Annotated in this window: 14 protein-coding genes and 2 pseudogenes; 8 read left to right on the forward strand and 8 right to left on the reverse strand. The window is 71.1% G+C overall.

Annotation, left to right across the window (positions count from 1 at the left end; genetic code table 11):
* Positions 1-1,394: 1,394 nt before the first annotated feature.
* Positions 1,395-3,128: pseudogene (locus tag MMA15_RS18350) on the forward strand (ATP-binding SpoIIE family protein phosphatase); the annotation flags it as partial.
* Between the two features lie 145 nt (positions 3,129-3,273).
* Here the strand turns inward: MMA15_RS18350 and msrA are convergent.
* The 3 genes from msrA to mca are packed head-to-tail and all read right to left on the reverse strand — an operon-like array spanning position 3,274 to position 5,231.
* Positions 3,274-3,936, reverse strand: a complete 663-nt coding sequence (gene msrA, locus MMA15_RS18355) for a peptide-methionine (S)-S-oxide reductase MsrA (RefSeq protein WP_241063279.1) — start codon at positions 3,934-3,936, stop codon at positions 3,274-3,276.
* Positions 3,937-3,979: 43 nt separating this feature from the next.
* Positions 3,980-4,357: a hypothetical protein gene (locus MMA15_RS18360; RefSeq protein WP_241061144.1), complete on the reverse strand. Its 378-nt coding sequence runs from the start codon at positions 4,355-4,357 to the stop codon at positions 3,980-3,982.
* Positions 4,358-4,361: 4 nt separating this feature from the next.
* Positions 4,362-5,231, reverse strand: a complete 870-nt coding sequence (mca, locus tag MMA15_RS18365; protein ID WP_241061146.1) for a mycothiol conjugate amidase Mca — start codon at positions 5,229-5,231, stop codon at positions 4,362-4,364.
* 113 nt (positions 5,232-5,344) lie between these two features.
* Between mca and MMA15_RS18370 the strand changes: the two genes are divergently transcribed.
* Both MMA15_RS18370 and greA read left to right on the forward strand, forming a co-directional pair.
* A complete protein-coding gene (locus MMA15_RS18370; protein ID WP_241061148.1) occupies positions 5,345-5,848 on the forward strand; it encodes a DUF4307 domain-containing protein in 504 nt (167 codons plus the stop codon).
* Between the two features lie 128 nt (positions 5,849-5,976).
* Positions 5,977-6,474 carry a transcription elongation factor GreA gene (greA, locus tag MMA15_RS18375; protein WP_241061150.1) on the forward strand — a complete coding sequence of 166 codons (498 nt, stop codon included), beginning with the start codon at positions 5,977-5,979 and terminating at the stop codon, positions 6,472-6,474.
* A 120-nt stretch (positions 6,475-6,594) separates the two neighbouring features.
* Here the strand turns inward: greA and MMA15_RS18380 are convergent, their stop codons facing one another.
* The 3 genes from MMA15_RS18380 to ilvA all read right to left on the reverse strand — a co-directional run bounded on the left by MMA15_RS18380 (position 6,595) and on the right by ilvA (position 10,195).
* A complete protein-coding gene (locus tag MMA15_RS18380) occupies positions 6,595-7,458 on the reverse strand; it encodes an ABC transporter permease (protein ID WP_241061152.1) in 864 nt (287 codons plus the stop codon).
* Complete coding sequence (locus MMA15_RS18385; RefSeq protein WP_241061154.1) at positions 7,455-8,510, reverse strand: ATP-binding cassette domain-containing protein; 1,056 nt, start codon at positions 8,508-8,510, stop codon at positions 7,455-7,457. Before MMA15_RS18385 ends, MMA15_RS18380 begins: the two co-directional genes overlap by 4 nt.
* Before the next feature lie 374 nt (positions 8,511-8,884).
* Positions 8,885-10,195 carry a threonine ammonia-lyase gene (gene ilvA, locus MMA15_RS18390; protein ID WP_241061156.1) on the reverse strand — a complete coding sequence of 437 codons (1,311 nt, stop codon included), beginning with the start codon at positions 10,193-10,195 and terminating at the stop codon, positions 8,885-8,887.
* Positions 10,196-10,544: 349 nt separating this feature from the next.
* Here ilvA and MMA15_RS18395 point away from each other — a divergent pair, with 349 nt between their 5' ends.
* The 3 genes and pseudogenes from MMA15_RS18395 (at position 10,545) to MMA15_RS18405 (ending at position 12,056) form a co-directional block, all read left to right on the forward strand.
* Positions 10,545-10,994: a MarR family winged helix-turn-helix transcriptional regulator gene (locus MMA15_RS18395; RefSeq protein ID WP_241063280.1), complete on the forward strand. Its 450-nt coding sequence runs from the start codon at positions 10,545-10,547 to the stop codon at positions 10,992-10,994.
* Positions 10,995-11,052: 58 nt separating this feature from the next.
* A pseudogene (locus MMA15_RS18400) lies at positions 11,053-11,493 on the forward strand (sigma factor-like helix-turn-helix DNA-binding protein); the annotation flags it as partial.
* A gap of 314 nt (positions 11,494-11,807) precedes the next feature.
* Positions 11,808-12,056, forward strand: coding sequence for a hypothetical protein (locus MMA15_RS18405; protein ID WP_241061158.1), 249 nt, complete (start codon positions 11,808-11,810; stop codon positions 12,054-12,056).
* A gap of 161 nt (positions 12,057-12,217) precedes the next feature.
* On the opposite strand, the gene MMA15_RS18410 is transcribed toward MMA15_RS18405, so the two are convergent.
* Entirely contained in the window at positions 12,218-13,384 is a 1,167-nt protein-coding gene (locus MMA15_RS18410) for a cystathionine gamma-synthase (protein ID WP_241061160.1), read from the reverse strand.
* A 342-nt stretch (positions 13,385-13,726) separates the two neighbouring features.
* On the opposite strand from MMA15_RS18410, the gene MMA15_RS18415 reads away from it, so the two are divergent.
* Both MMA15_RS18415 and MMA15_RS18420 read left to right on the forward strand, forming a co-directional pair.
* A complete protein-coding gene (locus tag MMA15_RS18415; RefSeq protein WP_241061162.1) occupies positions 13,727-14,899 on the forward strand; it encodes a hypothetical protein in 1,173 nt (390 codons plus the stop codon).
* Between the two features lie 153 nt (positions 14,900-15,052).
* On the forward strand, positions 15,053-17,089 hold the full coding sequence (locus MMA15_RS18420; RefSeq protein WP_241061164.1) for a thioredoxin domain-containing protein: 2,037 nt from the start codon (positions 15,053-15,055) through the stop codon (positions 17,087-17,089).
* Here MMA15_RS18420 and MMA15_RS18425 read toward each other — a convergent pair.
* On the reverse strand, positions 17,075-17,737 hold the full coding sequence (locus MMA15_RS18425) for a TetR/AcrR family transcriptional regulator (protein ID WP_308290561.1): 663 nt from the start codon (positions 17,735-17,737) through the stop codon (positions 17,075-17,077). The two genes, MMA15_RS18420 and MMA15_RS18425, sit on opposite strands and share 15 nt — an antisense overlap.
* Positions 17,738-17,758: the final 21 nt, after the last annotated feature.

The raw sequence follows: 17,758 nt of genomic DNA on the forward strand, positions 1-17,758 counted from the left end.
TGCTGGCCGCGTTCGCCATCCTCTTCGGCACCCGTCATCTGGACGCCACCGAGCGCCACGAGGGCATGGTCGCCGCCATCGCCTTCGAGTCCGTGGTCAAGCTCGTGATGTTCCTCGCGGTCGGGATCTTCGTGACGTTCTGGGCGTTCGACGGGTTCGGCGACCTGTTCTCCCAGGCGGCGGACGCGGGCTTCACCCAGCTCTTCACACTGCGGGAGAACACCGGCTACGGCGAGTGGATCTGGCTCACGGCGCTGTCCATGCTGGCGATCGTGCTGCTGCCCCGGCAGTGGCAGATCACCATCGTCGAGAACGTCGACGAGAGGCACCTCAAGCGGGCGATGTGGCTCTTCCCGCTGTACCTGCTGGTGATCAACATCTTCGTGCTTCCGATCGGGGCCGGCGGGCTGCTGCGGTTCGGAGACTCCGTCGACGCCGACACCTATGTGCTGACCCTGCCGATGGCCGAAGGACAGCAGGCGCTCGCACTGTTGGCCTTCATCGGCGGCCTCAGCGCGGGCACCGCCATGATCATCGTCGAGACGGTCGCGCTCAGCACCATGGTGTCGAACTCGGTCGTCATGCCGCTGCTGCTGCGAGGCAAGTCCCGGCTGACGCGGCGGGAGGACCTCACCGGGCTGGTGCTGGGCATTCGCAGGGCGACCATCGTGCTGGTCCTGCTGCTCGGATACACCTACTTCCGGCTCGCCGGCGAGGGCCCGGGGCTGACAGCCATCGGAACGGTGTCGTTCGCGGCGGTGGCCCAGTTCGCGCCCGCGATCGTGGGCGGCCTGTTCTGGAAGGGCGGCACCCGCCAGGGAGCGCTGGCCGGCCTCGTGGCCGGGTTCGCCGTATGGGCGTACACGCTGCTGCTGCCGAGCTTCGCCGACGCGGGGTTGCTGCCCGATTCCATCTTGCGCGAGGGCCCGCTGGGCATCGAACTGCTCCGGCCGCAGCACCTGTTCGGGCTGGAGGGGATGGACCCCGTCAGCCACGCGATGTTCTGGAGCGCGCTGCTGAACGTCGGCGGGTACGTCACGGTCTCCCTCGCCGGCGGGCCGGACGCTTCCGAACGGGCGCAGGCGGTGCAGTTCGTCGACATCCTCGCCGAGCCCGCCAGGGAGCGGCACCGGCAGGCCCGGGTCACGGTCGGCGAACTCCAGACGCTGCTGGAGCGCTTCCTGGGGCGGGAGGGTGCCCGGCGGGCGCTGCGCTCCTACCCGGGGAAGAGCCCCGATTCACCGGCAGCCGAAGCGGCCCCGGAACTCGTCCATCACGCCGAGGTCCAACTCGCCGGTTCGGTCGGCACGGCGTCCGCGCGGCTGGCGGTCGCCACGGTGGCCGGAGAGGAGCAGATCGGCACCGACGAGGTGATCGAGATGCTCGGTGAGGCCTCGCAGCGGGTCGAAGTGGCCCGCAAACGCCTTGCGTTGCTCTACGACGCGAGTGGCGGCATCGGCACGACCCTCGATGTGACGCGTACGGCCGAGGAGCTGGCGCAGGTCGCGGTGCCGCGCTTCGCCGACTACGTCACGGTCGATCTGGCCGAGCCCGTGCTGCACGGTGACGAACCGGGGGTCGACGGCACCGGCACGGCCACCGGCGACGGCAGTACGCGGATGCAGCGCACGGCCTTCAGCGGCATCCACGACGACGCGCCCCTCTTCCCCCTCGGCGAGACGATCACTTTCGGGCCGTCCACGCCACAGGCCCGCAGCATCGAAAGCGGTCAGGCCGTGCTGGTGCCTCGTCTGAGCCATTCCTCAGGTTGGCATATCGATCACGCGCGAGCTTCCCGCATCCTCGACTACGGGATCCACTCGCTCATCACGGCGCCGCTGCCCGCCCGCGGAGCGACGCTCGGCGTCGTCAACTTCTGGCGCTCGGAGAAGCCCGAACCCTTCGAGCAGGACGACCTCTTCCTCGCGTCCGAACTGGCCGCCCGCGCCGCCGTCTGCCTCGACAACGCCCGCCGCTACACCCGTGAGCACGGCATGGCCGTCACGCTCCAGCGCAGCCTGCTGCCGCGTGCGCTGCCCGAACAGAACGCCGTCGAGGTCGCCTCCCGCTATCTGCCCGCACAAGAGGGCGTCGGCGGCGACTGGTTCGACGTCATCCCGCTGCCCGGCGCCCGCGTCGCGCTGGTCATGGGCGACGTCGTCGGACACGGGCTGCACGCCGCGGCCACCATGGGACGGCTGCGCACCGCCGTGCACAACTTCTCCTCTCTCGACCTGCCGCCCGACGAACTCCTCGGCCATCTCGACGAGTTGGTCACCCGCATCGACCAGGACGCCATCGAGGCCGGCGATGAGACCGCCATCACCGGCGCCACCTGCCTCTACGCCGTCTACGACTCCATCTCCCGCAACTGCGCGGTGGCCCGAGCCGGCCACCCGACGCCCGCGCTGGCGCGTCCCTGCGGCACGGTGGAGTTCCTGGACGTACCGTCCGGGCTTCCACTGGGCATCGGCGGACTGCCCTTCGAGGCGACCGAGTTGCACATGCCCGAGGGCAGCAGGCTCGTGCTGTTCACCGACGGCCTCGTCGAACGCCGCGACCAGGACATCGACACCGGGCTCCAGATGCTCCGCGAGACCCTCGAAGGCGCCGACCAGTCGCCCGAGTCGACCTGCGACGCCGTCCTCGACGGCCTCCTCCCGGAGCTTCAGAGCGACGACATCGCGCTCCTCGTCGCCCGTACGCAGGCGCTGGGCGCAAGCCAAGTCGCGGAATGGGACGTGGAGTCCGACCCCTCCGCCGTCGCCGACGTGCGCGCCTCCGCCGCGCCACAGCTCGCGGCGTGGGACCTCGAAGAGCAAGGCTTCATCACGGAGCTGATCCTCAGCGAACTGATCACCAACGCGATCCGCCACGCGTCCGGGCCCATCAACGTGCGCCTGATACGCGACCGTTCGCTCATCTGCGAGGTCTCCGACCAGAGCAGCACCTCACCGCACCTGCGCTACGCCGCCACCACGGACGAGGGCGGACGCGGCCTCTTCCTCGTCTCCCAGCTCGCCGAACGCTGGGGCACCCGCTACACCAAGGACGGCAAAGTCATCTGGGCCGAACAGGCGATCCCTCATCCCCGCCGAACGACCGACGCGGCCCACGGACCGTCCTGAGTGCAACGGGACAGTCCTGCGCTGCGCGCCGGCCCGTGGCCGGGCATGAGCGCCGAGCCGGCAGCGAACCCTCGGCCCCGGTCAGCTCGGACCGCGACGCCCGGTACCAAAGGTGACGAGGCCTGCTGGTTCTCGTCGACGCCGGTCACTCCGCGGGCGCCACCCCGACCGGGCACGCGACGCCCGTCCCCCCGATCCCGCAGTACCCCGCCGGGTTCTTGTCGAGGTACTGCTGGTGGTAGCCCTCCGCCGGGTAGAACGGCCGGGGGTCCGCGGAGAGGATCTCCGTGGTGATGGATTTGTGGCCCGCGGAGGTGAGGACCTTCTGGTAGGCGTCGCGGGAGGTCTCCGCCGCGGACTGCTGTGCCGGGCCGTGGGTGTAGATCGCCGAGCGGTACTGGGTGCCGGTGTCGTTGCCCTGGCGGAAGCCCTGGGTCGGGTCGTGGGACTCCCAGAAGAGTTTCAGCAGCGTCTCGTACGAGATCTTCGCCGGGTCGTAGACGACGCGCACGGCCTCGGTGTGCCCGGTCATGCCGGAGCAGACCTCTTCGTAGGTCGGGTTGGGGGTGTGGCCGCCCTGGTAGCCGACGAGGGTCGTCCAGACGCCGTCCGCGCGCCAGAAGACGCGCTCCGCGCCCCAGAAGCAGCCGAGGCCGAAGTCGGCGGTCTCGAAGCCCTCCGGGTATGGGCCCAGCAGTGGGTTGCCGAGCACGGTGTGGCGGTCGGGGAGCCTGAATTCGCGTTCGGCGCGGCCCGGAAGGGCCTCGTCCGCGGTGGGGAGGTTGTTCTTGTGGCTGCCGAACAGCATGGCGGAACTCCCGTCGTACGTGTCGTACGTCTCGTCGTACCGGTCAGACTCCGGGTCCGGAACCCTTCGCATCCCGGGAAGTGTTCCGGGACGCGGACGAGGAGGGGGCGCCGGACGCGGCTCCCGAGGACCCGGAGGCCCCGGAGGTCGCGCCCTCGGCGCGCGTGACGCTCGACGCCTCCCGGCCGCCGGTGCCGGCGGCTCCCTGCGCGCCGCCCGCATCCGCTCCGGGCGGCGCCTCCTCGAAGTCGACCTTCTGCATGTGCCGGTGCATCGACTTCATCAGCATCCACACCGCGATTCCCATCACGGCGAAGACGACGAAGCCGAGAATGCCTGGGGTCACCTTGTTCTCATCCAGGTCCTTCGCCAGCGGAAGGGCCTGGACGACGGCGGTCTGGGCCGGACTCGTCAGGGTCATGCCTTCAATTGTCGCGGATGCCCGCGAAGAGGTCGTCCTCGGGTAGCGAGGTGTCCACGAGCGACTTCGCGAGCTCGTACTCCTCCGTCGGCCAGACCTCCCGCTGGAACTCCAGCGGCACCCGGAACCAGCCGCCGTCGGGGTCGATCTGAGTGGCGTGCGCGATGAGCGCCTTGTCGCGGATCTCGAAGAAGTCGCCGCACGGCACATATGTGGTGAGCGTCCGCTCGCGGCCCATCGACTTCCACCGCTCCAGCCACTCCCCGTAGGGGGAGTCGAGGCCGCGCTCCAGCAGGCCCTTGTGCAGTGCCTCGGTGCGGGGCCGGTTGAAGCCCTGGTTGTAGTAGATCTTCTGCGGCTGCCACACGGGGCCGGCCTCCGGATACCGCTCCGGGTCGCCGGCGGCATCGAAGGCCACCATGGAGATCTTGTGCGTCATGATGTGGTCGGGGTGGGGGTAGCCGCCGTTCTCGTCGTACGTCGTCATCACGTGCGGCTTGAACTCGCGGATCAGGCGCACTAGCGCGCCCGCGGCCTCGTCCACGTCCTGGAGAGCGAAGCAGCCCTCCGGCAGCGGCGGCAGCGGGTCGCCCTCGGGCAGCCCGGAGTCGACGAAGCCGAGCCATGCCTGCTTCACGCCGAGGATCTCCCGGGCCTCGTCCATCTCCTTCTTGCGGACCTCGTGGATGTGCTCCTCGATGTACGGGTCGCCCTGGAGCTTCGGGTTGAGGATGGAGCCGCGCTCGCCCCCTGTGCAGGTCGCGACCAGCACGTCCACCCCCTCGGATACGTACTTGGCCATCGTGGCCGCACCCTTGCTCGACTCGTCGTCGGGATGCGCGTGTACGGCCATCAGTCGCAGCTGCTCAGTCAAGACTCGGTCCTCGTCAACTCGTCATGGCGGGCGACACCTATAGTGACCGAATCGGCATCCCGATGTATTCCCGATTCCCGTCCCCCCTCGATGCGACGAAAGTGGACCCGGCCATGGTTGACGTGCGATCCGCGGACGGCGGGCGGCCCGTGGACGGCGGACGGGGCGCTGAGGACGAACGGTCACACGAGGGCGGTCTGCCACGGGGACGGTACGGCCGCTACGGGGCGACCGGCGGCGGCCCCGGACGCGACGCCCGTACGGACCGGCGGCTGAAGATCGTCGGCGGGGTGCTGGGCGTGCTGTCGCTCGCCGGGATCGGCTGGATCGGCGCGGACTACGTCGGAGGGCAGCCCGTCAGCGGGCAGGTGATCAAGTTCAAGGTCGTCTCCGGTCGTACGGTGGAAGTGCACCTGGAGGTCCGCAAGGACGCGGGCGCGCAGGGCGTGTGCACGCTGCGTGCGCGGGCCGCCGACGGGGCGGAGGTCGGACGCAAGGACGTGACGGTCGCGGGCGGCGCGGAGCAGGTCGACACGGTCGCTTCGCTGCGTACGACGAGGCGTGCCACGAGCGCGGAGCTGCTGGGCTGCGAACCCCGGGAAACCGAAGGTCACTGACCTGCGCGGCGTTCGGCCTTCTTCCCTTTTCCACCGCAATTGTTAGGCTCGTAGTTTCCGCCCCACCCTGAAGGCGCAGCCTCTGGGCAGGGCGATGTTTTTATTCCCAGTACCGACGAGGAGCACCTGTGACCCAGACCAGCGACAACGTCACCTGGCTCACCCAGGAGGCGTACGACCAGCTCAAGGCCGAGCTGGAGTACCTGTCGGGTCCTGCACGTACCGAGATCTCCAAGAAGATCGAGGCAGCTCGCGAGGAGGGCGACCTCCGCGAGAACGGCGGGTACCACGCGGCCAAGGAGGAGCAGGGCAAGCAGGAGCTGCGCGTACGCCAGCTCGAACAGCTTCTGGAGAACGCCAAGGTCGGCGAGGCTCCCGCGGACACCGGAGTGGTGGCGCCCGGCATGGTCGTGACGATCGCCTTCGACGGTGACGAGGACGACACTGTGACTTTTCTGCTCGCGTCGCGTGAGTACGCGAGCTCCGACATCGAGACGTACTCGCCGCAGTCCCCGCTGGGCAGCGGCGTCAACGGCAAGAAGGTCGGCACGGACGCCGAGTACGAGCTGCCCAACGGCAAGATGGCGTCGGTGAAGATCCTGGATGCGAAGCCGTACCAGGGCTGAGGGCGTCCGCCGTCGCGGCGGCGCACGCGGAGGAAGACGACGGTGGGCCCCGGCCGGGAAGGCCGGGGCCCACTGCTGCGCTGCGCTGCCGTGCCGGTGAGGCGGGCAGGGCGGGGGGTCTCAGGTCGTCGACTTGTACTTCCGTACGGCCAGCGTGCGGAAGAAGGCGATGATGACGATCGACCAGATCAGCGAGGCCCACGCCGGGTGCTGCATCGGCCAGGCGTCGGGCACCGGATAGTTCTGCGGAAGGTTGCCGAACAGCTCCCGGCACGCCTGGACCGTCGCGCTGAACGGATTCCACTCGGCGAAATGCCGCAGCACAGTCGGCATGTTCTGCGAGGGGACGAAGGCGTTCGAGATGAACGTCAGCGGGAAGAGCCAGATCAGCCCGCCGGAGGTGGCCGCCTCGGGTGTGCGGACCGTCAGGCCGATCAGCGCGCCGATCCACGTGAACGCATAGCCGAGAAGGAGCAGCAGGCCGAACCCGGCCAGCACCCTCAGCCCGTTCTCATGGGTGCGCCAGCCGACGAGGAGTGCCACCAGGGCGAGGACTATCAGCGTCAGCCCGGTCTGCACGAGGTCGGCGAGCGTACGCCCCGTGAGCACCGCGCCCCGGGCCATCGGCAGGGAACGGAAGCGGTCGATGAGGCCCTTGTGCATGTCCTCGGCGATGCCCGCGCCCGCTCCCGCGGTGGCGAAGGTGACGGTCTGGGCGAAGATGCCCGCCATCAGGAACTCGCGGTACAGGCCCGGGTCGAGGCCGGCTCCCGGGAGGTTGATGGAGCCGCCGAAGACGTAGCTGAAGAGCACCACGAACATGATGGGCTGGAAGAGCCCGAAGACGACGACCTCGGGGATGCGGAGCATCCTGATGAGGTTGCGCTTGGCGACCGTGAGGGAGTCGCGCACGGACTGGCGGAGGCCGCCGCCGGCCGGGGCGGCCGGGCCGGGGGCCGTCGGTGCCGTGGTCGTGGCAGTCACTTGACGGTCTCCTTCTTCTGCTTCCTGTTCTTGCGCTTCTGCTTCTTGCCCCCCGGGGCGCCGTCGGCCGCGGCCGTGCCGCCGTTGCCGTCGTCCTCCTCGGCCGCGTGGCCGGTGAGGGTGATGAAGACGTCGTCGAGGGTGGGGCGGCGCAGGCCGATGTCGTCGATCTCGACGCCCTGGCCGTCGAGTTCGCGGATGACCTCGGCGAGCAGCTTCGCGCCGCCGGTGACGGGGACGGTCAGCCTGCGGGTGTGGTGTTCGACGGTGACGCCCTCCGGGCCGGTGCCCGGGAGGCTGTGCTTGGCGAGGAGGCCCTCGGCCGTGGCGATCTCGTCGCGGTCGTGCACGACGACCTCGATGCGCTCGCCGCCCGTCTGCGCCTTGAGCTGGTCGGAGGTTCCGCGGGCGATGACCTTGCCGTGGTCGACCACGGCGATGTCGTGGGCGAGGCGGTCGGCCTCCTCCAGATACTGCGTGGTGAGCAGGAGGGTGGTGCCGCCGGCGACCAACTCCTCGATGACCTCCCACAGTTGGAGCCGGTTACGGGGATCGAGCCCGGTGGTCGGCTCGTCCATGAACATCACCGGCGGGCGGACGACGAGTGCTGCCGCCAGGTCGAGACGCCTGCGCATGCCGCCGGAGTACGTCTTGGCCGTGCGGTCCGCGGCGTCCGCGAGGTTGAAGCGTTCCAGCAGCTCGCCTGCCCGCTGCTTCGCGTCCCGCGCGGTGAGCTGGTAGAGCTGCCCGACCATCCGCAGGTTCTCCCTGCCGGTCAGATACTCGTCGATGGCGGCGAACTGGCCGGAGAGGCCGATGGAACGCCGCACTTCGTTGGGCTGCTTGAGGACGTCGAGCCCGGCCACGACAGCCTTGCCGCTGTCGGGCCGGATGAGGGTGGTGAGCACCCGCACGGCAGTGGTCTTGCCGGCGCCGTTCGGTCCGAGAAGACCGAGCACGGTGCCCTCGGGGACATCGAGGTCGACGCCGTCCAGTGCCCTTACCTCGCCGAAGGTCTTCACAAGACCCTCGGCGTAAATGGCGCCTGGCATAAGTGGGCTCCCAGATATGGAGAAGTGACGGTGAATGAGCGAAACGTGCGTACCGGAGATGTCCGGCACACAGTGAAAAGACTGTTCTGCATCGCTGGCAGGCCAGCAGTATGAGTGAACGCGATGTATCGCGTCAATCGATTTACGGATGACTCGCGACAGTCGTGAGTGCGTGGGTGGCTGCTGCGGACGCTGTGCCCCGGTGTCGAGCAGATCGCGTCCGGGTCGTGGTGCGGATGCGCGCGAGCGCGTGGACCTGGATGTTCGGGCTGGAAGACGGCTGCCGCGACCCCCCTTTCGTACCGTCTGCTCCTGCGCCCCTCCGCCAGGACCTCCCTGCGACTACGACGTATGACCGCCGGGGTGTGCCGGACTCATCGGGTGAGGACGACCGTGTACCCCGCCGCGCGGAGCTTGGCCGCGACCTCCTCGCAGTGCTCCGGTCCCTTCGTCTCCAAGTGCAGTTCCACCTCCACCTCGTCGAGCCCGAGCCGTGGGTCAGTCCGTACATGGCTTACGTCGAGGACGTTAGCGTCCGCCACTGACAATTCCCTCAGCAGAGCCGCGAGGGCCCCCGGGCGGTCGGTCAGCCGCAGCCGCAGCGACAGATAGCGCCCCGCCGCCGCCATGCCGTGCCGCAGGGTCTGCTGCATGACCAGCGGGTCGACGTTGCCCCCCGACAGCACCGCCACGACGGGCCCCTCCACCGACTCCGGGCGTGAGAGCAGCGCCGCGACGGGACTGGCGCCCGCCGGTTCGACCACCAGCTTCGCCCGCTCCAGGCAGAGCAGCAGCGCGCTGGAGAGGGCGTCCTCGGACACCGTACGGACCTCGTCGACGAGGTCGCCAACGATTTCGAACGGCACGTCGCCCGGCCGCCCCACCTTGATGCCGTCGGCCATCGTCGACACCGAGTCCAGCACCACCGGCTTCCCGGCCGCGAGAGACGGCGGATACGCGGCGGCCCCCTCGGCCTGCACGCCGATGATCCGTACGTCGGGGCGGAGTTCCTTCACGGCGACGGCGATGCCCGCGATCAGGCCGCCGCCCCCGACGCCGACGACGATCGTGCGCACCTCGGGGCACTGCTCCAGGATCTCCAGGCCGAGCGTGCCCTGGCCCGCCACCACGTCGGGGTGGTCGAAGGGGTGGATGAAGACGGCGCCGGTCTGCCGTGCGTACTCCTGCGCGGCGTGCAGGGTCTCGTCCACGACCTGGCCGCGCATCCGTACCTCCGCGCCGTAGTCGCGGGTGGCGGCGACCTTCGGCAGCGGGGCGCCCTCCGGCATGAACACCGTGGAGGTCACCCCGAGCAGCGAGGCCGCAAGGGCGACGCCCTGCGCGTGGTTGCCCGCGCTGGCCGCGACGACGCCGCGCTCACGCTCCCGCGGTGAGAGCCCGGCGATGCGCACATACGCCCCGCGCAGCTTGAACGAGCCCGTGCGCTGGAGGTTCTCGCACTTGAGATGCACGGGTGAGCCGACGAGGGAGCTGAGGTGCCGGCTGCCTTCCATCGACGTCGTACGGGCGACACCGGTGAGCGTCTTCTGGGCGGCGCGCACGTCGTCGACGGTGACGGCCGTGACCGGCGTCTTCGGCGACGGGGATGTTGCGGACGCCGTCGCGGCGGGCGTCGTCGAGGACGACGCGGATACCGCTGAGGCGTCGGGGGCGGGGGAGACCATGGCGTCAGTGTCGCAGTTCGGGGGCCTGAGGGCGCCGCGAGGTTCGGGGCCGGTTCACGCAGCCCCGGTACGTGGCGCGCGCTCGCCGCGTACTCTGGGCAGCACAATCAGGTCTTTTCAGTGTCCCTTGGAAGTTCCCGGTGGAACCTCCCGAAGAAGCGAGCACCTCGGCATGCCCATGCAACCGGACATGATGACAGTGAACAGCACAGATCAGGCACCGTCCCGTACTCCGGCCCAGGCCCGCGCCGGACATGACGCCGAAGCCCGTCAAAGCGTCCTCGAAGGCTCCGGCGAAGGGGCCGAGCGCGCCGCCGGGCATGACCTGGAGGACCGCGTGCTCGACGCGATGCAGCACCAGGTCGCCGTATTCGCCCGGCGTGCGGAGCAGACGCGTCTGGGAGGGATAGGCCAGGCGCGCAATTCCATGGACCGGGCCGCGTACCTCCTGCTCAACAGGCTCGATCAGGTCGGCCCGATGGGCGTCAAGGCGCTCGCCTCCGGCATGGGGATCGACTCCTCGACCGTCACCCGGCAGGTCGCGCCTCTCGTCGAGGCCGGGCTGGTCACCCGCACCACACACCCCGAGGACGGCCGTGCCGTCGTACTGAAGCTGTCGCCGCACGGCACCGCCCGACTCGGGCAGGTCCGCTCGTCACGACGTGAGCTGATGGCGGTTCTCACGGAGGACTGGAGCGAGGAGGACCGGGAGACCTTCTGCCGGCTGCTGACCCGCTTCAACGGCGCGATGCAGGGCATCCACCCCTCCACCGAGACCCCTCAGGCCCCTACCTCCTGACTTCCTCTTGATTTGATCACCGCGCCTGCCGTCCTATTGCCCTAGGGGAGGCGCAGACGTGGGAGAGCGGCGTACGCGGGAAGAACGCCGCCGGGCCCGGGAGTTCGAGGCGTTCGTCGCGGGCGCGGCAGGCAGACTGCTGCATGCCGCCACGCTGCTCACCGGTGAGCCCTTCGGCGCCGCCCCCGCCGCGCAGGATCTGCTCGTGAGCGCGCTGTCCCGTACGTACGCCGACTGGGACCGGCTGCGCGGCGAGGACCCTTACGAGCACACCCGCCAGGATCTGGCCGCCCACTTCGGACACACCGCCCGCCGCTACCGGCGTCCGCGCGGCGGACTGCTGGGCCGACTGCCCCCGCAGGAGCGGCTGATGCTGGTGCTGCGCCTCTACGAAGGAGTGGCCGAGGAACAGGTCGCGGCATCGCTGGGACTGCCCGTTGAGCGGGTGCGCGCGCTGTGTACGAGGGGGATGACGGCCGTGCTCAGCCGGGGGAGCCGGGCCGGTGGGGGGACGGCGGGCACGGGCGGCGTGGGCGGAGGCGAGCCCGCCGACGGAGCCGGACCAGGACTCGGAGCCGGACCAGACCTCGGACCCAGACCCGGAACCGGAGCCGGACCGGGAGCGGGGCCCAGCCCGGGACTCGGCCACGAAGCCGGGGCCCGTGGCGCGGGCGGGCGGCGTACCGGTGTCGCGTCCGTACTCGCCTCTCGCATCGCCACAGGTCTGCGGCACACGGGGGCGGCCGTCTCGCGGACCGTTCCGCATGCGCACCGCGAGGGCACGGGCCCGGGGCCCGGACAAGGGGGTCCCGCATGAGGCTGCCCGACCGCAAGGAGACGGAGGTGCGAGCGCTGCTGGAGTCCGTGCCGCCCGCGCCCGTACCGCCCGACCTCGCCGAGCGTGCCCGTTCGCGCGGCCTGCGCCTGGCCCACCGCCGGAGGACCGCGGCGCTGCTGCTGTGGGCGTTCTTCGCCGTGGCCGTCGCGTTCGCCGTATGGGCCGCGGTGACGGAGCCGTGGGTGGGTGAGCCCGCACATACGACGCCGCCGCTCGGCTGGTAGCCGCATCGGCGCAGGGGAGGGGGCGGGGCGCGGGCCGCGGGTGCACGCCCGCCTTCGCGTGGCCCCGCCAGTCGCCCCCGCCCGTTGCCCTTGCACCCGCGCCGGTTCGGCGTCCGCGGAGCAACTCCCGCGCCCCCGGCGCCGGTTCGGCGTCCGCCGCGTCAGCCCAGGGCCTGCCGCAGATCCGCCAGCAGGTCCTCGACCGACTCGATCCCGACCGACAGCCGCACCAGGTCGGCCGGTACCTCCAGCGCGGAGCCGGCCGCCGAGGCGTGCGTCATGCGTGCCGGGTGCTCGATCAGCGACTCGACACCGCCCAGCGACTCCCCGAGCGTGAACAGGCGCGTGCTGTCGCATACCCGTACCGCCGCCTCCTCGCCGCCGGCCACCCGGAAGGAGACCATCCCGCCGAAGGCGCGCATCTGCTTCGCCGCCGTCTCATGGCCTGGGTGCGAGGGCAGCCCGGGGTAGTAGACCTGTGTGACCTGCGGGTGTGCCTGAAGCATCTCGGCCACCCGCGAGGCGTTCGCGCTGTGCCGCTCCATCCGTACGGCCAGTGTCTTCGTGCCCCGCATGACCAGCCAGGAGTCGAACGGGCCCGCCACGGCGCCCATGGCGTTCTGGTGGAAGGCGATCTCCGCGGCCAGTTCCGACTCGTCGAGTACGAGGGCGCCGCCGACCACGTCGGAGTGGCCGCCCATGTACTTCGTCGTCGAGTGCACGACGACGTCCGCGCCCAGCGCCAGGGGCTGCTGGAGGTACGGGCTCGCGAAGGTGTTGTCCACGACGAGCCGCGCGCCCGCCCCGTGCGCCAGTTCCGCGAGGGCGGTGATGTCGCTGATGCCGAGCAGCGGGTTGGAGGGCGTCTCCACCCAGACCGCCTTCGTACGTTCGCGCATCGCGTCCCGTACCGCCGCCGGGTCGGAGGTGTCGGCCACCGACCATTCGACGCCCCAGCGTTCCGCGACCCTCGCGAAGAGGCGGAACGTACCGCCGTAGGCGTCGCCCGGGATCACCACGTGGTCGCCGGGCACGAGCAGGGTCCGCAGCAGGCAGTCCTCGGCGGCCATGCCCGAGGCGAACGCGAACGCGTTGCGGCCGCCCTCCAGGGCGGCGAGGTTCTGCTCGAGTGCGGTGCGGGTCGGGTTCGCGGACCGGCTGTACTCGTAGCCTCCGCGCAGGCCCCCGACGCCGTCCTGCTTGTACGTGGACACCTGGTAGATGGGCGGTACGACCGCGCCCGTCGCAGGGTCGGCGGTCTGACCCGCGTGGATCGCGAGGGTCTCGAAGCTCTGGGGCGTGTGCCCGCTGTCGCGCTGGTCGCTCATGGGGCGAGGGTAATGCGCCGTACGGTGTAGTCAGAGCGGCTCAGGCGAACCGCTCCGGCGGATTACACCCGTCACGCACGCAACACGTTTCTCACCAGGCCCGCGCACCGAGTCCACCCTCCGAGTCGAACACAGTCCACGCCCCGAGTTCCGCCCCGAGTTCCGCCCCAAGTCCCGCCTCAGGTCCCGCGCTTCAAGGCCCAAGCCGAAAGGGCCCCTTCAAGTCCCGCGTCCTTCAAGTCCCAGGTTTTCGAGTCACAGTTCTCAAGGTCCCACGTCCGCCCACAGGGCTCCCGGGGAGCCCGCACCGTCCGAACGCGTACATACGGGGAGACAGCAGCAATGGAAGCCCTGCTCGTGCTGATCGCACTGACGGCCATCTTCGGCGTCCTGATCGCGCCCGCGCTGCGCCGCCGCAGACAGCGGCTCCAGTCGGTGCACGGAGTCTCCCGCGCGGTCGACCCCGGCGCGGGATACGGCTTCGTACCCACCGAGCAGCTCGACGTCCGGCTGCCGGGCCCCGACCACGAGTTCGTCGAGGCGCTGGAGGAGACGCAGCAGACCCAGGACTGGCAGCCGGTGGCACGGCTGCTGGCGCTGACCGGGGACGAGTGGGAGCTGCGCTGGCAGCGGGTGCAGTCGATGGCGGGCGCGGCGGCGATGGAACTCGCCCGGTCACGCGCCCTCGGCGCCCCCGACTCACCGGCGGACGCAAAGGGCGGCCCCGGCGGCGGTGTCTCCTTCAGCAAGGAGCCGGGCGCGCGTGACGCCCGCTGGCTGCGCGAGTGGCGCGTCCAGCAGCCCGGCGACCCGGGCGGCGCCCAGGTGTACGCGCAGTTCCTGGTCTGGCAGGCCCTCGCCGACCCCTCCTCCGCGGACCACCGCATCATCCTCGAGGAGGCCCGTACGGTCTGCGAGGAGGCGGCCCGGCTGGCACCCGAGGACCCCACGCCGCACATCACGGAACTCTTCGTCGCCCGGCGGCTGTCCTACCGGCGGGCCGACTTCGAGGAGCTGTGGGCGACGCTGCGCCGCAAGGCCCCGAACCACATGGGCGCTCATCTGGCGGCCCTCCCTTACTGGTCGGAGAAGGGCTGCGGCTCGCGTGCCGAGGCCGACGTCTTCGCCCAGACCGCCGCCGCCAACGCACCCGAGGGCACGCTGCTGCCCGCGCTGCCGCTCTTCGCCGCGTACGAGCATCTGCCCGAGGTGAACGTGGTGCGCGGCCTCTACCAGAGCGCGGAGATCGAAAAAGCCGTCGAGGCCGCCGAGTTCGCGGTCGACCAGGTCGACGCCGACCACCCCGTGCGCCCCCACGTGCTGCATCTGCTGGTCTGCTTCCTCGTACGGGCCGAGCGGTACGGGGAGGCCATGGAGGCGCTGCGCGTCGTCGACGGCTACGTCGGCGCGATGCCGTGGGCGGACTCGGGCGACCCGGCGAGCCACTACGCGGCCTACCGCGCGCTGGCGGTCTCGGGCTGGGAGGCGACGGGGGGCGCACGCGCCCAGCTCTGAGCCCTGACCTCCCCGGGGCGGCCACGCCAGAGCGGCCCCGGGGCGGCGCTGCGGCGGTCCCACGCGGCGGCCCCCGGCGGCCTGTACCGGCCGTGGTCCCGCGGCCCGGCACGCGGTACGCGCCGGGGGTGTCCCGTCATGCACGATGGAGATATGGCGAACCGACTCGCGGACGAGACGAGCCCCTACCTCCTCCAGCACGCCGAGAACCCGGTGGACTGGTGGCCGTGGTCGGAGGCCGCCTTCGAGGAAGCCCGCAGGCGCGGGGTGCCGGTGCTCCTCAGCGTCGGATACGCGAGCTGCCACTGGTGCCATGTCATGGCGCACGAGAGCTTCGAGGACGAGGCCACTGCGGCATACCTCAACGACCACTTCGTCTCCGTGAAGGTCGACCGCGAGGAGCGCCCCGACGTCGACTCCGTCTACATGGAGGCCGTGCAGGCGGCCACGGGCCAGGGCGGCTGGCCCATGACGGTCTTCCTCACGCCCGCCGCCGAGCCCTTCTACTTCGGCACCTACTTCCCGCCCGCGCCGCGCCACGGCATGCCCTCCTTCCGGCAGGTGCTGGAGGGCGTCGCCACCGCCTGGTCGGACAGGCGCGAGGAGGTCGCCGACGTGGCCGGACGGATCGTAAGGGACCTGGCCGGTCGCGGAATCCGCTACGAGCAGCCGCAGCCGCCCGGTCCCGAGGAACTGGCGAACGCCCTGCTGGAGCTGACGCGCGAATTCGACGCCGAGCGCGGCGGGTTCGGCGGTGCGCCCAAGTTCCCGCCGTCCATGGCGCTGGAGTTCCTGCTGCGCCACCACGCACGCACCGGTTCCGACGGCGCGCTGGAGATGGCGCAGGCCACCTGCGAGGCGATGGCGCGCGGCGGCGTCTACGACCAGCTCGGCGGCGGCTTCGCCCGCTACTCCGTGGACGCCGGCTGGGTCGTGCCGCACTTCGAGAAGATGCTCTACGACAACGCCCTGCTGTGCCGCGTCTACGCACACGCCTGGCGGAGCACCGGCTCCGGACTGGCCCGCCGGGTCGCCCTGGAGACCGCGGAGTTCATGGTGCGCGAACTGGGCACTCCCCAGGGCGGGTTCGCCTCCGCGCTCGACGCCGACAGCGACGACGGCGACGGCCGCCACCGTGAGGGCGCGTACTACGTATGGACACCGGCCCAGTTGACCGACGTGCTCGGTGAGGAGGACGGACAGTGGGCCGCCGGGTACTACGGCGTCACCGACGAGGGCACCTTCGAGGAGGGCGCCTCCGTGCTCCAACTCCGCGACGGCGCCGGGCTGTCGGACGCCTCCCGTGTGGCGTCCGTACGGGAGCGGCTGCTGCGCGCCCGCGAGCACAGGCCGCGCCCGGAGCGTGACGACAAGGTCGTGGCGGCCTGGAACGGGCTCGCCGTCGCCGCGCTCGCCGAGACCGGCGCCTACTTCGACCGCCCCGACCTGGTCGAGGCCGCCTCCGCCGCCGCCCGGCTGCTGACGCGGGTGCATCTGCGCGACGACGGCCGCCTCGTGCGCACCTCGCGCGACGGGACGGCCGGTCCGAGCACCGGAGTGCTGGAGGACTACGCGGACGTGGCCGAGGGGTTCCTGAGCCTCTACTCCGTTACGGGGGACGCCGGTTGGCTGGAGCGGGCAGGCGGGCTGCTGGAGATCGTGCTCATCCACTTCACCGACCCCGACGGCACCCTGTACGACACCGCCGACGACGCCGAGGCCCTCATCCGCCGCCCCCAGGACCCCACGGACAGCTCCACACCCTCGGGCTGGACGGCCGCCGCGCACGCCCTGCTCTCCTACGCCGCCTACACCGGCAGTTCGCGCCATCGCGAGGCCGCCGAGCGGGCGCTCGGGATCGTCAGGGCGCTGGCGCCGCGCGCCCCGCGCTTCATCGGCTGGGGCCTGGCGGCGGCCGAGGCGGCCCTGGACGGCCCGAAGGAGGTCGCCGTGGTCGGGCCGCAAGCCGATCCCGGTACGGAGACGCTGCACCGTACGGCGCTGCTGGCGACCGCGCCCGGAGCGGTGGTCGCGCTGGGCGAACCGGGCTCCGAGGCGGCGCTGGACGTGCCGCTGCTGCGTGACCGCACGCTGCTGAACGGCAGCCCCGCGGCCTACGTATGCCGCAACTTCACCTGCGACGCCCCGACCGGCGATCCCGAGGTGCTGGAGCGGTCACTGCGAAGTTGAGCCGCCCACCGCGGAGTCGAGCCCGCCCTCGACGAGGCGCATGGCCCGGTCGACGGTGGCGATGACGTCCGGCTCGTCGTCGCTCTCGCTCCAGCAGAACATGGCCTCGGCGAGGGCGCCGAGCAACGCCCCCGTCAGCACGCGCAGTTCGAAGGAGTCCGCGGCCAGCCCCGTGCGGTCGGCGAGCGCGCCCGCGAGCAACCGGCCCGTGACCGACATGTGCTCCGTCATACGGGCACGCAGCGCGGGCACCTCCTGCACGAGCCGCATCCGCTGGTGTGCCTCGGCCGGTTCGCGCCCCGGCTCCTGCGCCATGGCCTGAGCGAGTACGTCCAGCATGGCGCGGCGCAGCGCGGTCACCGGCGGCTCGTCGGCGGGGCGGGCCAGCAGGGCGTCGTGCAGCAGCGGGTCGTACTCGTCGGAGAGGACGATGTCTTCCTTCGTAGGGAAGTAGCGGAAGACCGTGCTGGGGGAGACCTCCGCCTCCTCCGCGATCCGCTCGACCGAAGTGGCGCTGTAGCCCTGCTCGTCGAAGAGGCGGTAGGCGGCCTTCCGGATCGCCTGCCTGGTCTTGATCTTCTTCCGTTCCCGGAGGCCCGGACGGGAGGCGGGCACGGCGGAGGACTCGGTACGCGCGGCGGGGGCCATGGGCCTCATTGTCGGCCATCG

This window comes from Streptomyces marispadix (assembly GCF_022524345.1).
GTDB classification, from domain to species: domain Bacteria; phylum Actinomycetota; class Actinomycetes; order Streptomycetales; family Streptomycetaceae; genus Streptomyces; species Streptomyces marispadix.